We start from the raw sequence: 13,809 nt of genomic DNA, 5'->3' as shown, positions 1-13,809 counted from the left end.
TCTTAGTTCTCGTTCTTCTTGTTGCACATCGGGAAGCCCAGCGCTTCGCGGGAAGCGTAGTAGGCTTCGGCAACGGCTTTGGTCAGCGTGCGGATGCGCAGAATGTAGCGTTGACGCTCGGTCACCGAAATCGCCTTGCGCGCGTCCAGCAGGTTGAAGGTATGGCCCGCCTTCAGGATGCGTTCGTAGGCCGGCAGCGGCAGCGGTTTTTCCAGCGCCAGCAGCGATTGGGCTTCTTTCTCGTACTGCTCGAAGCAGGAGAACAGGAAGTCGACATCGGCGTATTCGAAGTTGTAGGTGGACTGCTCCACTTCGTTCTGGTGGAACACGTCGCCGTAGGTGGTGACGCCCAGCGGGCCGTTGCTCCACACCAGATCATATACGCTGTCCACGCCCTGGATGTACATCGCCAGGCGCTCCAGGCCGTAAGTGATCTCGCCGGTCACCGGCTTGCACTCCAGGCCGCCGACCTGCTGGAAGTAGGTGAACTGCGTCACTTCCATGCCGTTCAGCCACACTTCCCAACCCAGGCCCCAGGCGCCGAGCGTCGGGTTTTCCCAGTTGTCTTCCACGAAGCGAATGTCGTGGATGGTCGGATCCAGACCCAGCTCTTTCAGCGAGCCCAGGTAGAGTTCCTGAATGTTGTCCGGCGATGGCTTAATCACCACCTGGAACTGGTAGTAGTGCTGCAGACGGTTCGGGTTTTCACCGTAGCGGCCGTCGGTCGGGCGGCGGGATGGCTGCACATAGGCGGCGGCCATCGGCTCCGGCCCCAGTGCGCGCAGGCACGTCATCGGGTGTGAGGTTCCCGCGCCGACTTCCATGTCCAATGGTTGAACGATGGTGCAGCCCTGGCGCGCCCAATAATCCTGCAGTGTCAGGATCAGGCCCTGGAAGGTCTTGGTATCAAACTTTTGCATGTTGAATTCGCACGCGATACAAGTGGATTTAGATGGAATGCGCCAGTATACCCTTTGACCGTAAGATATACAGCCAGAATCCGGCAACAAGTGCGAATCGGGACGAGAAGCGCTGGATTTTCCCGCGGCGGGCCCAGCGGGAAGGACAACACGCCGGCCGGTTACCTTGCCGTTCAGAAAGACATACCCGGCATACACATTAGAGCCACTTAACAAAAATATCACTCACCGCCGTTTAAATAGTCAATTGGCTGAACGCTACTTCCCTCTTCATCGACCAAATTTAAGCTGATTTACGTGCATATATCCTTATATTTCCCACGAGATAAAGTTGCACCAATGTTATTCTTGTTAATTTTATCAACTAAAAAACTCCCTTCATCGAGAGATAATGTGATCAAGTGCCAGATTATTTCTTATATCGTGAAAAATAAGGCGATATCACGCGGCGTGCCGACGCGTTGGGTATGGAAGGAATGGCCATGGATGAAATACGGCGCTAACGGGCCACAGAAACAAATTGACAGTTAATCTTTGGTTATACAATAATAAATAAAATTTTCCCTGGTGTTGGCCAAGTGGCTACCTGATCCTTTCATAGGATCAGTTTTTTTTTGTATTTCCGCCAACGTCACTGCGGCCCGCATAATTCCCCCCAAGCCGCCTTTCGCATAAATCCCTTATCAGACCTTATGGCTTATCCTGATCCTGCGCCCTTGAACGCGCCGATGGCCAATTCAAAAACGCGCGCTGACGCCGACGTTATACATAAACTGCTCGCCGCTGCTCAGCCCGCCGGTTTGCGAGACGGTGGCGAAGGCCGATACCCTGTCCGTCAACGGCATGTTGGCCCCCAACGTGACATCCACCCAGTTTTTGTCCTGGCCCGCACTGTCGCGGGTGAACGAGGTTTGCGTCGATTTCAGGCCGCCGCCGGCGCGGTAGACGTCGTCGCCGAACTGGTGCTGATAACTCACTTCCGCATAAGGGTTAAACACGCCGAATTGCGTATCCAGCCGCCAGCCCAACGCGCCGATCTGCGAGTGGTAGGTTTGATCGTTGAAGCGCATGGCGGTGCTGTCATCGCCATCTTCGCTGTAGCCGGAAACGCGGCTGTAATCCCAGGCGAACTGCGCCACCGGCCCGGTGGTCAGGTAAGAAGCGATCGGGAAGTCATAGCCGGCGGTCACGCGCGCGCCCCACTGCCTGCCGGTGGTCGAACCGGTTTCGGTGCGCGTCAGCGGCCCCAGCCGCAGGCTGCGGCGGATGTCGTCATAATCCATCGTCGTATAGTGCAAATCGGCGTTGACCCAGCCCTGCTCGAATATCGCCAGTGAACTGAAAGCCGACAGCAGCAGCCCGCGCGCCTTGTAATCAAAGCGGCTGGAAGGATGTTGATCGTCGTTGGAACCGGCGATCAACGCGCCGATCAGCCAGCCGTCGGTCAGCTGATAGTCCACCCCGACGGTCAGGTTGTGGGTGGTGGCGTTGCCGTCCCCCGCCGCCCGGTTATCGGCATAGTCATAGTGCTGGCCGGCGTAACCGCCGAACACGCCCAGCGAACCCTGCGGGTTTTCGCCGTGGCGCAGCTGCTGGAAGCGGCTGTCGAGCGTGGCGCGGCTGTCGCGCGCCATCGCCGCAGTCGCCTGATTCAGCGCCACCACCTGCGCCGGGCCATCCAACACCGCCTGGATATAATCCGCAATCAGCAGGTGCGCCTGCGGGCTCGGGTGGAAATGGTCGGAGAACAGATAGGACTGACCGGCGTCGAAGCCGGGCATATCGGAGCTGCAGACCGCCGAGGAAACGCCCGGCGGGCAAGCCATGCCGGCGGTGTTGGCGAAGCCGAACTGCGCCGGATTGGCGATCGCTTCGGCGAACAGCTTGTTGACGTCCACCCGCACGATATTGCCGCCGCCCTGCGCCAGCAAACGGTCTTCACTTTGATTATAGAAATCGGTCAGTTGGGCGGCCTGCGCGCTCAGGCTGTCATACGCCGCGATAAGCTGCGTGGCGATCGCCTGCTGCACCTGAGGAATGGCGCTGCCCTGCTTCGCCGCGGCGGCCAACGCCGCGTGGATCGCCTGCGTGCGTGAAGCGTTGTCTGGCGTCGCCACCGAATTAAGCGTGGCATAGGCCGCCTGGATCGCCGCCCCCTGCACCGGCGACAGCGCCTGTTGAATGATCAATTCCATCAGCTGCGGCGTGGAGCCGATGTTCGGCACCGTCGGCACGATCACCGTGCCGGCGCCGGCGTTCAGCAGCGAATGCACCTGCGCGGCTGCCGCGGCGGCGCTGTTATAGGCCACGCCGGGCGCGGTAGCGGCATTTAATGCCGCCGCCGCCAGATCGTTGCCGCCGATCCAATGAACGTACAAACCGTCGCCGTCGGCCTGGCCGTTGGCCCGGTTCAGATAGCGCTGCACCTGATCCTGGGTGTTGTCGGCCGGGTTCAGGCCCGGCACCGCCACGGCGCCGCCGGCGGCGTAGTTCTCACCGCCGTTGTCCGAAGCCACCAGCGCCGCCCCGATGCGTTGCGCCAACGCTTCGTCGTACAGCAGGTGCTGGTTACCGTCATAGGTGAACCGGCCGTTGTTGCCGGTATCGCTCAGGCTATCGCCAAAGACGTAGAGTTGATCGTACGCCTGAGCCGGAAGGGTCACACTGCAAAGCAACGCCACTGCAAGCGCCGCCGGGCGGGGCATGCACGTTATTTTTAGAGGCATGAATCGACTCCTGAGAGCCTGCAAATGAAGGCAATGTCGTTTTTATCGTTGGCCGGTTTTCCACCGGCCATGTAGTAACTATTGTCGGCTTTTTCGTCACGTCAAGCGGGCTGATGACAAAACAATCAGAGGCTTGCCAAGTTCGGCGCTTCGAGCGATGATTACTGTTCATAAATACAGCATAAGGACAGTCAGGATGGCAGACGAACGTTGCGGTTGGGTGACGGCCGATCCGTTGTATCTCGAGTATCACGACCAGGAATGGGGCGCGCCCACCACCGACGCGCGCGAGCTGTTTGAAATGCTGTGCCTCGAGGGACAGCAGGCCGGCCTTTCCTGGATCACCGTCCTGAAAAAGCGCGAGAACTACCGCCGCGCTTTCCACGGTTTCGATCCGCAGCGGGTCGCCGCCATGACCGAACAGGACGTGGAAAACCTGCTGCAGGACAGCGGCATCATCCGCCACCGCGGCAAGATAGAAGCCATCATCACCAACGCCAAAGCCTATCTGGCGATGGAGGCGGCCGGCGAGAATTTCGTTACCTTCATTTGGGACTTCGTCGGCGGCCGGCCGCAGCTCAACCGCTGGCAGGCGCTGAACCAGGTGCCGGCCAAAACCGAGCAGTCCGACGCCATGTCCAAGGCGTTGAAAAAACGCGGCTTCAAGTTTATCGGCTCCACCGTTTGTTACGCCTTCATGCAGGCCAGCGGGCTGGTGAACGATCATCTCACGGGATGCATGTGCTACCCAAAGCCACGGTGATCCGCCCCTGTGGCCCGGAGGATATCGACCGGCTGATGGCGCTATGGCTGCCCAGCACCATCGCCGCTCATCCGTTCGTGGCGGAAAAATACTGGCGTGAGAGCGCCGCGCTGGTGCGTGAAAACTACCTGCCGCGCGCGCAAAGCTGGGCCTGCTGGCATGACGACGAGATCGTCGGCTTTATCAGCGTGCTGGACGAGCAGTTCATCGGCGCGCTGTTTGTCGAGCGGGCGTTTCACGGCCGCGGCGTCGCCCAGGCGCTGATGACGCACGTGCAGCAGCGCTACCGCCGGCTCAGCCTGGAGGTGTACCAGCAGAACCTGCGCGCCTGCGCGTTCTACCACAGGCACGGTTTTCAGGTGACGCAGCGCCTGTTCAATGATGAAACCCAGGCCTATACGCTGATCATGAACTGGCCGGCAGTCGAAAATTCAACCTGTTATGCTTAAAAAAGGCGCATCCGCACTCCGGATGCGCACAATTAAGAATCCGCTGCATAGCGCCGCCCGGCGTTTTACCGCATAACTCCCCCAGCACTTACCCGCGCTCATCATTTGTCACGTTTTTCTCCGGAACTGCCGGCGAAACCGCGCGTCATAGGTAGCGCGGCGACGCGGGTTCCCTGCGTCACCCACTTTTTTGCGTCCCCGCTTTGGGCCGGCGCGTACAGATTCTGATGCCATTAAGGACAAGAACATGAAAAAACGCATTGCAATTATTGCCGGCGCCGTGAGCCTCACGCTCGCGCTGTCGGCCTGTACCACCAACCCTTACACCGGTGAATCCGAAGCCGGTAAATCCGGCATCGGCGCGGGCCTCGGCGCCGCACTGGGCGCCGGTGTCGGCGTGCTGTCCTCTTCCAAGAAAGATCGCGGCAAGGGCGCGCTGATCGGCGCAGCGGCCGGTGCAGCCCTCGGCGGCGGCGCAGGCTATTACATGGACGTGCAGGAAGCCAAACTGCGCGACAAGATGAAAAGCACCGGCGTCAGCGTCACCCGCCAGGGCGACAACATCGTGCTGAACATGCCGAACAACGTGACCTTCGACAGCAGCAGCGCCACGCTGAAACCGGCGGGCGCCAACACCCTGACCGGCGTCGCCATGGTGCTGAAAGAGTATCCGAAAACCGCGGTCAACGTTGTCGGCTACACCGACAGCACCGGCTCCCGCTCGCTCAACATGAACCTGTCGCAGCAGCGCGCCGACGGCGTAGCCAGCGCACTGATCACCCAGGGCGTGGCGGCGAACCGTATCCGCACCACCGGTGCCGGTCCAGACAACCCGATCACCTCCAACAGTACCGCGGAAGGCAAGGCGCAAAACCGCCGCGTCGAGATCACCCTCAGCCCGCTGCAGTAATCCCGTGCGGGGCGCCACCGGCGCCCCGCCGCCTCCCTGCGATTTTCGCCTTACCCTTCAACACTCCCGCCCGCACATCGGGTATGGTAGTCTCCTTGGCAATTAACCGCAGGAGGGATCGGCTGTGAGCACAGGCAAGGCAACGCGCGCCTCAGGACGCGCCACCATCAGCGATGTGGCCAACATCGCCAAAACCGGCAAGACCAGCGTGTCGCGCTATCTGAATGGTGAACAGCACCTGCTTTCCGACGATCTCAAACAGCGCATCGAACAGGCGATCCAGCAGCTCGACTACCGGCCAAGCCAGATGGCGCGCAGCCTGAAGGGCGGCCAGACCCGCCTGATCGGCCTGATCCTCGCCGATATCACCAACCCCTATTCGGTGGACGTGATGCGCGGCATCGAGGCCGCCTGCCGCCAGCACGGCTTTACCCTGCTGGTGTGTAACACCAACAACGAAGTCAATCAGGAACAGCACTACCTGCAGCTGCTCAGCAGTTACCGGGTGGAGGGCATCGTGGTCAACGCGGTCGGCATGCGCGAGGAAGCGTTATCCACGCTGCAGCAGTCGATGCTGCCGATGGTGCTGATCGACCGCAAAATCCCCGATTTCGCCTGCGACGTGGTGGGCCTGAACAACCGCGAAGCCGCCACCGTCGCCACCGAACACCTGCTGCAACAAGGTTTCGAAGCGATTTTGTTCCTCAGCGAGCCGCTCGGTACGGTCAATACCCGTCTCGAGCGCCTGCACGCTTTCAGACATACCATGGCGCAGCACCCCACGCTGTCGGCGGAGCAGGCCGAAACGCCGCTCAACGATCGGCAGAAGCTGGAGCAGGTGCTGAGCGATTTCAGCGACCGCCATCGCGGCATGCGCAAGGCGGTGATCTCCGCCAACGGCGCCCTGACGCTGCAGGTGGCGCGCGCCATGCGCCGGCTCGGCATCCAGTGGGGCAACGACATCGGCCTGCTGGGCTTCGACGAGCTGGAGTGGGCGGAGCTGGCGGGCGTCGGCATCACCACGCTGAAACAGCCCACCTACCAAATGGGGCACGCGGCGCTGGAGCGGCTGGTGCAGCGCATTCAGGGCCTGGCAGCCCCCAGCGGCGAGCAGATGTTCTCCGGCGAGCTGATCGTCCGCGGCTCCACCACCCGCTAACCCGCCTTCTCCGGGGCCGTTGCCCGCCCCGCCCTCATCGGCTGTTTTTTGCTCAGCTTCGTGATTGCGATCATATTTTTACACTCTGTCGCTTTTCGCTGGAACCGGTTCCATTTAACGTACCGGTAACAGCAGCGGCGGCGACAATGCCGCCTCAGGAGTCAAAATGAAAACAGAAATCATCGTGGTCACCGGCGCCTACGGCACCGATACCGTCAAACAATACGGCGGCCAGCGCGCGCTGTTGCCCATCATCGCCGGCGCGGGCGCCGACGGGGTGGAGATCCGCCGCGAACTGTTCGCCGCCGGCGAATTGGACAGCCTGCCGGCCCTGGCGCAAGAAATCGATCGCCAACAGTTGTTCGCCGTCTACTCCGCTCCTGAGGCGCTGTTCACCCCGCAACATACGCTGAACCCCAACCTGGCGGCGCTGCTGGCGGAAGCGCAGGCGCTGAACGCGCGCCAGCTGAAGCTGTCCCTTGGCCATTTCCGCCCCGGTTTTGATTTTACCGAGCTGAAAGTGGCGCTGGAGCAGCACCCGGTCAAACTGGTGGTCGAAAACGATCAGACGCCGGACTGCGGCATTTTGTCGATGCTGAACGCCTTTTTCCACGCCGCGGAAGATAGCCACCTGCCGGTCAGCATGACCTTCGATATGGCCAACTGGCTATGGGTGGGGCAAGACGCTTTCGCCGCCGCCGAACGCCTGGCCCGCCACGTCGGTTACGTGCACGTCAAAGCCGCCACCCAAGGCCCGCGCGGCTGGCGCGCCGTCGCGCTGGACGATACCGACGGCAGCTGGCGCGATCTGCTGGCCCGCCTGCCGCACGATGCGCCGCGCGGCATCGAATTCCCGTTGCAGGGCGATGATCTGGAAGCCGTCACCCGCCATTACGTCAATATTTTGCGTGCGGAGTAACCCCATGATGACAACGTTAACGGCAACGACGGCGCAGCAGGCGCCCCTGGATGTGGTCACGCTGGGCGAAGCCATGGCGATGTTCGTGGCGGCGCAAACCGGCGATTTGGCGGAGGTGGAAACCTTCACCAAACGCATCGCCGGCGCCGAGCTGAACGTGGCGATCGGCCTGGCGCGCCTGGGCATGAATGTCGGCTGGGTCAGCCGCGTCGGCAACGATTCGTTCGGCCGCTTCACCCTGCAGCAGCTGAAAAAAGAAGGCATCAACTACCGGCAGGTGACGGTCGACGGCCACTATCCCACCGGCTTTCAGGTGAAATCCAAAACCGCCGATGGTACCGATCCCAGCGTGGAATACTTCCGCAAAGGCTCGGCGGCCAGCCACCTGTCGGTCACCGATTTCAACCCTGAGTATTTCGGTTCTGCGCGCCACCTGCACCTGAGCGGCGTGGCGGCGGCGCTATCCAGCGAATCGCTGGCGCTGTGCCACCATGCGGCGCGCGAGATGCGCGCCATGGGCAAAACCATTTCGTTCGATCCCAATCTGCGCCCGGTGCTGTGGCCCAGCCGCGAGGTGATGATCGAGCAGCTGAACCAGCTGGCGTTCGCCGCCGACTGGGTGCTGCCGGGGCTGAAAGAGGGGCAGATCCTCACCGGCCAATCGACGCCGGAAGGCATCGCCGATTTCTATCTGGAACGCGGCGTGCAGGCGGTGATCATCAAAACCGGCCCGGACGGCGCCTGGTTTAAAACCGCCGCCGGCGACAAGGCGGCGGTGGCCGCGGTCAAGGTCGACAACGTGGTGGATACCGTCGGCGCCGGTGACGGCTTTGCCGTCGGCACCCTCAGCGCCCTGCTGGAAGGCAAAACGCTGATACAGGCGGTGCAGCGCGGCAACAAAATCGGTTCGCTGGCGATCCAGGCCATCGGCGACAGCGAGGGCCTGCCGACCCGCGCGGCGCTGGCCGAATAACAATAAAAAAAACGACTTCTCCGCATGACGTCAGCCTCTGGCCCTACAACCGGGACGCGTCGGGAGAGCATCTGCCCCTTCCTCTTGCATGCCCAGCGTGCCGGGCGAAGGGGACGCAACACCACTGAAGGATACTGAACATGAACAAAGCGACTGTCGCGGCCAAACGCTGGTGGTACATCATGCCCATCGTGTTTATCACCTACAGCCTGGCCTATCTCGATCGCGCCAACTTCAGCTTCGCCTCTGCCGCCGGCATCAATGAAGATCTCGGCATCACCAAAGGCATGTCCTCGCTGCTGGGCGCGCTGTTTTTCCTCGGTTATTTCTTCTTCCAAATTCCCGGCGCCATCTACGCCGAACGCCGCAGCGTCAAAAAACTGATCTTCTGGTGCCTGATCCTGTGGGGCGGCTGCGCCTCGCTGACCGGCGTGGTGAGCAATATTCCGATGCTGGCCGCCATCCGCTTTATCCTCGGCGTGGTGGAAGCGGCGGTGATGCCGGCGATGCTGATCTACATCAGCAACTGGTTCACCAAATCGGAGCGGTCACGCGCCAATACCTTCCTGATCCTCGGCAACCCGGTGACGGTGCTGTGGATGTCGGTGGTGTCCGGCTACCTGATCCACGCCTTCGGCTGGCGTGAAATGTTCATCATCGAGGGCATTCCGGCGGTTATCTGGGCGTTCTGCTGGTGGGTGCTGGCGAAAGACAAACCGGCGCAGGCCGGCTGGTTGAGTGCCGATGAGAAACAGGCGCTGCAACAGCAGCTGGACGAAGAGCAAAAAGGCATCAAGGCCGTGCGCAACTACGGCGAAGCCTTCCGTTCGCGCAACGTGATCCTGCTGTGCGTGCAGTACTTCGCCTGGAGCATCGGCGTGTACGGCTTCGTGCTGTGGCTGCCTTCCATCCTGCGCAGCGGCATGCAGATGGGCATGGTGGAAGCCGGCTGGCTGTCGGCGGTGCCTTACCTGGCGGCGACCATCGCCATGATCGTGGTCTCCTGGGCGTCGGACAAAATGCAAAACCGCAAGCTGTTCGTCTGGCCGCTGCTGCTGATCGGCGCGCTGGCGTTCTTCGGCTCTTACGCCGTCGGCGCCAACCACTTCTGGATCTCCTACGGCCTGCTGGTGGTCGCCGGCGCCGCGATGTACGCCCCCTACGGGCCGTTCTTCGCCATCATTCCGGAAATGCTGCCGAAAAACGTCGCCGGGGGCGCCATGGCGCTGATCAACAGCATGGGCGCGCTGGGGTCGTTCTTCGGTTCGTGGTTCGTCGGCTATCTGAATGGCGCCACCGGCAGCCCGGCGGCCTCTTACATGTTTATGGCCATCGCACTGGTGGTGGCGGTGGTGTTGACGCTGATCGTCAAACCCGCCCGCAACGAGATCCAGCCGCAATTGGCTTGATCCGATTATACTTTTTATCTGTTAACCCAACCGGGGGGCGCCATGCCCCCTTTGGCCCAGCTGGAGTTCGTGATGAAGCCTTCTATCGTATTGTACAAAAGCCTGCCCGCCGATCTGCGTGAACGTCTGGAACAGCACTTCACCGTGCACGCCTTCAACGGCCTGCAGCCGGAGAACCGCGACGAACTGCGCCAGGCGCTGCAGCAGGCCGAAGGGATCATCGGTTCCGGCGGTAAAATTGACGAAGCCTTCCTGAAGCAGGCGCCCAAACTGCGCGCGGCCTCGACCGTTTCCGTCGGCTACGACAACTTCGACGTCGAGGCGCTCAACGCCCATAACGTGCTGCTGATGCACACCCCGACGGTGCTGACCGAAACCGTCGCCGACACCATCATGAGCCTGGTGCTGGCGACCGCGCGCCGGGTGGTGGAAGTGGCAGAGCGGGTGAAGGCCGGCGAATGGCGCGGCAGCATCGGGCCGGACTGGTTCGGCGTCGACGTGCACCATAAAACCATCGGCATCCTCGGCATGGGGCGCATCGGCCTGGCGCTGGCGCAGCGCGCGCACTTCGGCTTCGGCATGCCGGTGCTGTACAATGCCCGCCGCACGCACGAAGAGGCGGAGCAGCGCTTTAACGCGCGCCGCTGCGATCTGGATACCCTGCTGGCCGAATCGGATTTCGTGTGCATCACGCTGCCGCTGACCGAACAAACCTTCCACATGATCGGCCGCGACCAGCTGGCGAAGATGAAGAAAAGCGGCATTCTGATCAACGCCGGCCGCGGGCCGGTCGTGGATGAGCAGGCGCTGATCGAAGCGCTGCAAAACGGCGTGATCCACGCCGCCGGGTTGGACGTGTTCGAGAAAGAGCCGCTGCCGGCCAACTCGCCGCTGCTCAGCATGCCGAACGTGGTGGCGTTGCCGCACATCGGCTCCGCCACCCATGAAACGCGCTACGGCATGGCCGCCTGCGCGGTGGATAATTTGATCGCCGCGTTGACCGGCACGGTGAAAGAAAACTGCGTCAACCCGCAGCTGTTGCGGAAATAACTCAGCGCGGCCGGTGGTCTGCGGATAACCGGCCGTGTTGCTCTTCCTGCTGCGGCGCGAACAGCGCCTGCAGCTGATGTTCTTCGGCGAAGTGCTGCAATTCGGCATCCTGAATTGCCTGAACGATCTCTTCTCGCCAGTTTTTGTCCGTCATCGCTAACCTCCTTTGATGTTCATCGTTTAATCTGCCGCAGCGCGCGCGCAAAGCCAAGCCGAATCAATCCGAAAACGCTCCGCCCTTTCTCTCCTCCCCGAAAAACCCTCGCAGGGAGGAGGCTATTTTTCCGCCGTTTGCCACACTGGGCGCTACCCTGCGAGAAAAACGCTTCCTGCCGCGCGTAAGGAGAGCCATGAAACTGTTACCCCTGCCCTTGTTGATGCTGCTGTCGCCTTCGGCGCTGGCCGGCTGGACGCTGCCGGGTTTCCCGGCCTTCGACGAAACTGCCGCCGGGCTGTTTACCAGCCAGGCCGCGCTGCCCAAAGGCCAGCTGCCGCTGCGCCTGTATCAGGATAACCACTGTTGGCAACCGGCCGAGGCGGTGAAGCTTAACCAGACGCTGTCGCTGCAGCCCTGCGGCGCCCATCCGCCGGCCAGCTGGCGACAGTTCCGCGCCGGCGACTATCAGGTGCGCATCAACACCCGCAGCGGCACGCCGACGCTGCAGCTCAGCCTGCGCAGCGCGCCGGAAAGCGCCGCCGTTGTTGCCCGCAGCTGCCCGCGCTGGGACGGCAAGCCGGTCACGGTCGACGTCGCCTCCACCTTCGCCGAAGGCGAAACGCTGCGCGATTTCTATTCCGGCCAAACGGCGCAGGTGAACCAAGGAAAAATCACGCTGCAGCCCGCCGCCGCCAGCGGCGGCCTGTTGCTGCTGGAGTCCGCCACCACGGCGAAACCGGCGGCGTTCAGCTGGCATAACGCCACGGTCTACTTCGTGCTGACCGATCGCTTTGAGAACGGCAATCCGGCCAATGACCACAGCTACGGGCGCCGCAGCGACGGCCTGCAGGAAATAGGCACCTTTCACGGCGGCGATCTGGCCGGCCTGACGCAAAAACTGGATTATCTGCAGCAGCTCGGCGTCAACGCCTTGTGGATCAGCTCGCCGCTGGAGCAGATCCACGGCTGGGTCGGCGGCGGCACCAAAGGCGATTTCCCGCATTACGCCTATCACGGTTATTACGCGCTCGACTGGACTCGCCTCGACGCCAACATGGGCACCGAACAGGAGCTGCGCACGCTGGTCGAACAAGCGCATCGGCGCGGCATTCGCATTCTGTTCGACGTGGTGGTGAACCATGTCGGTTACGCCACGCTGGCGGATATGCAGACGTTTCACTTCGGCTCGCTGTATCTGCAAGGCGCGGAGGTGGAGAAAACCCTGGGGAAAAACTGGGGCGACTGGCGCCCCGGGCCAGGGCAAAACTGGCACAGTTTCAACGACTACATCAACTTCAGCGACAAGGCGGGCTGGCGCCAATGGTGGGGGAAAAACTGGATCCGCACCGACATCGGCGACTATGACTCACCGGGCTATGACGATCTGACGATGTCGCTGGCCTTCCTGCCGGACATCAAAACCGAAGCGCCCGGCGCCAGCGGCCTGCCGCTGTTCTATCGCCACAAACCCGACACCGCCGCGCGCGACATGCCCGGCGCCACCACCCGCGATTACCTGACCGTCTGGCTCAGCCAGTGGGTGCGCGATTACGGCATCGACGGTTTTCGCGTCGATACCGCCAAGCACGTGGAAAAACCGACGCTGGCGCTGTTGAAGCAGCGCGCCACGGCGGCATTGGCGGCGTGGAAAGCGGATCATCCGCAGCAGGCGCTGGATGACGCGCCGTTTTGGATGACCGGCGAGGCCTGGGGCCACGGGGTGATGAAAAGCGACTATTACCAAAACGGCTTCGACGCGATGATCAACTTCGACTTCCAGGACCAGGCGGCGCAGGCATTGGGCTGCTTTGCCGACATTGATGCCACCTACCGGCAGATGGCCGAGCGGCTGCAGGATTTCAACGTGCTGAGCTACCTCTCTTCACACGACACCCGGCTGTTCTTCGCCAGCGACGCCAAAGGCTCGCTGCCGCTGCAACAGCGGGCGGCGAACCTGCTGTTGCTGGCGCCGGGCGCGGTGCAGATTTACTACGGCGATGAAAGCGGCCGCCCGCTCGGCCCCACCGGTTCCGATCCGCTGCAGGGCACCCGCTCCGACATGAACTGGCGTGAGCTGCTGGGGGAAAAAGCCCCGATGCTGGCCCACTGGCAACGGTTGGGGCAGTTCCGCGCTCGCCATCCGGCGATCGGCGGCGGCGTGCAAACCCCGCAGCCACACGCCGCCTACTACGCCTTCAGCCGCCGGCTCGGCGACGATAAGGTGATGGTGGTGTGGGCCGGCGAACGGTCACAATAATCCAGCGTAATATGCTACCAATCGGCCAATGGGCGAAGTTTGTGCCCATTGGTCGATTTATCGGCCGCGTTGCAGCGGGATTTGTCTGGCGGTATGGTGGGGGATTACCTGCTAAGA

The 13,809-nt window shown here is 62.0% G+C and carries 12 protein-coding genes; 9 read left to right on the top strand and 3 right to left on the bottom strand.

Annotated elements, in window-relative coordinates; genetic code table 11:
- Positions 1–2 precede the first annotated feature (2 nt).
- Both glyQ and REA38_RS15745 read right to left on the bottom strand, forming a co-directional pair.
- A complete protein-coding gene (gene glyQ / locus REA38_RS15750) occupies positions 3–920 on the bottom strand; it encodes a glycine--tRNA ligase subunit alpha (protein WP_004933966.1) in 918 nt (305 codons plus the stop codon).
- A 737-nt stretch (positions 921–1,657) separates the two neighbouring features.
- Positions 1,658–3,646 carry an autotransporter domain-containing protein gene (locus REA38_RS15745; protein ID WP_308886202.1) on the bottom strand — a complete coding sequence of 663 codons (1,989 nt, stop codon included), beginning with the start codon at positions 3,644–3,646 and terminating at the stop codon, positions 1,658–1,660.
- Between the two features lie 196 nt (positions 3,647–3,842).
- Between REA38_RS15745 and REA38_RS15740 the strand changes: the two genes are divergently transcribed.
- From REA38_RS15740 to ghrB, 8 genes are all read left to right on the top strand, one after another.
- A complete protein-coding gene (locus tag REA38_RS15740; RefSeq protein WP_033636547.1) occupies positions 3,843–4,409 on the top strand; it encodes a DNA-3-methyladenine glycosylase I in 567 nt (188 codons plus the stop codon).
- Positions 4,406–4,858: an N-acetyltransferase gene (locus REA38_RS15735; protein WP_041037311.1), complete on the top strand. Its 453-nt coding sequence runs from the start codon at positions 4,406–4,408 to the stop codon at positions 4,856–4,858. Before REA38_RS15740 ends, REA38_RS15735 begins: the two co-directional genes overlap by 4 nt.
- A 247-nt stretch (positions 4,859–5,105) precedes the next feature.
- Positions 5,106–5,768, top strand: coding sequence for an OmpA family lipoprotein (locus tag REA38_RS15730; RefSeq protein WP_308886201.1), 663 nt, complete (start codon positions 5,106–5,108; stop codon positions 5,766–5,768).
- A 124-nt stretch (positions 5,769–5,892) separates the two neighbouring features.
- The gene (locus REA38_RS15725; RefSeq protein ID WP_308886199.1) at positions 5,893–6,927 is read left to right on the top strand and encodes a LacI family DNA-binding transcriptional regulator; all 1,035 of its coding nucleotides are present in this window, start codon (positions 5,893–5,895) and stop codon (positions 6,925–6,927) included.
- A 166-nt stretch (positions 6,928–7,093) separates the two neighbouring features.
- Positions 7,094–7,846 (top strand): sugar phosphate isomerase/epimerase, encoded by a 753-nt coding sequence (locus REA38_RS15720; RefSeq protein WP_039568256.1) that lies wholly within the window; start codon positions 7,094–7,096, stop codon positions 7,844–7,846.
- Positions 7,847–7,853: 7 nt separating this feature from the next.
- On the top strand, positions 7,854–8,819 hold the full coding sequence (locus tag REA38_RS15715) for a sugar kinase (RefSeq protein WP_041038167.1): 966 nt from the start codon (positions 7,854–7,856) through the stop codon (positions 8,817–8,819).
- A 140-nt stretch (positions 8,820–8,959) separates the two neighbouring features.
- Entirely contained in the window at positions 8,960–10,228 is a 1,269-nt protein-coding gene (locus tag REA38_RS15710) for an MFS transporter (protein ID WP_033636543.1), read from the top strand.
- A gap of 72 nt (positions 10,229–10,300) precedes the next feature.
- Entirely contained in the window at positions 10,301–11,278 is a 978-nt protein-coding gene (gene ghrB / locus REA38_RS15705) for a glyoxylate/hydroxypyruvate reductase GhrB (protein WP_033636542.1), read from the top strand.
- 1 nt (position 11,279) lies between these two features.
- Here the strand turns inward: ghrB and REA38_RS15700 are convergent, their stop codons facing one another.
- Positions 11,280–11,432: a hypothetical protein gene (locus REA38_RS15700; RefSeq protein WP_019455508.1), complete on the bottom strand. Its 153-nt coding sequence runs from the start codon at positions 11,430–11,432 to the stop codon at positions 11,280–11,282.
- Between the two features lie 196 nt (positions 11,433–11,628).
- Between REA38_RS15700 and REA38_RS15695 the strand changes: the two genes are divergently transcribed.
- Positions 11,629–13,692 (top strand): alpha-amylase, encoded by a 2,064-nt coding sequence (locus REA38_RS15695; RefSeq protein ID WP_308886197.1) that lies wholly within the window; start codon positions 11,629–11,631, stop codon positions 13,690–13,692.
- The last annotated feature ends 117 nt before the right edge of the window (positions 13,693–13,809 follow it).

Origin of the sequence: Serratia sp. MF1(2023) (assembly GCF_030954545.1) — a bacterium.
Lineage (GTDB): Bacteria > Pseudomonadota > Gammaproteobacteria > Enterobacterales > Enterobacteriaceae > Serratia > Serratia sarumanii.
Note: the sequence above shows the minus strand (reverse complement) of the source record. Positions and strands in the feature narration are given on the sequence as shown.

Coding starts and splice junctions, on each gene's coding strand:
- glyQ (WP_004933966.1), bottom strand. CDS start 920: ATGCAAAAGTTTGATACCAAGACCTTCCAGGGCCTGATCCTGACACTG.
- REA38_RS15745 (WP_308886202.1), bottom strand. CDS start 3,646: ATGCCTCTAAAAATAACGTGCATGCCCCGCCCGGCGGCGCTTGCAGTG.
- REA38_RS15740 (WP_033636547.1), top strand. CDS start 3,843: ATGGCAGACGAACGTTGCGGTTGGGTGACGGCCGATCCGTTGTATCTC.
- REA38_RS15730 (WP_308886201.1), top strand. CDS start 5,106: ATGAAAAAACGCATTGCAATTATTGCCGGCGCCGTGAGCCTCACGCTC.
- REA38_RS15720 (WP_039568256.1), top strand. CDS start 7,094: ATGAAAACAGAAATCATCGTGGTCACCGGCGCCTACGGCACCGATACC.
- REA38_RS15715 (WP_041038167.1), top strand. CDS start 7,854: ATGACAACGTTAACGGCAACGACGGCGCAGCAGGCGCCCCTGGATGTG.
- REA38_RS15710 (WP_033636543.1), top strand. CDS start 8,960: ATGAACAAAGCGACTGTCGCGGCCAAACGCTGGTGGTACATCATGCCC.
- ghrB (WP_033636542.1), top strand. CDS start 10,301: ATGAAGCCTTCTATCGTATTGTACAAAAGCCTGCCCGCCGATCTGCGT.
- REA38_RS15700 (WP_019455508.1), bottom strand. CDS start 11,432: ATGACGGACAAAAACTGGCGAGAAGAGATCGTTCAGGCAATTCAGGAT.
- REA38_RS15695 (WP_308886197.1), top strand. CDS start 11,629: ATGAAACTGTTACCCCTGCCCTTGTTGATGCTGCTGTCGCCTTCGGCG.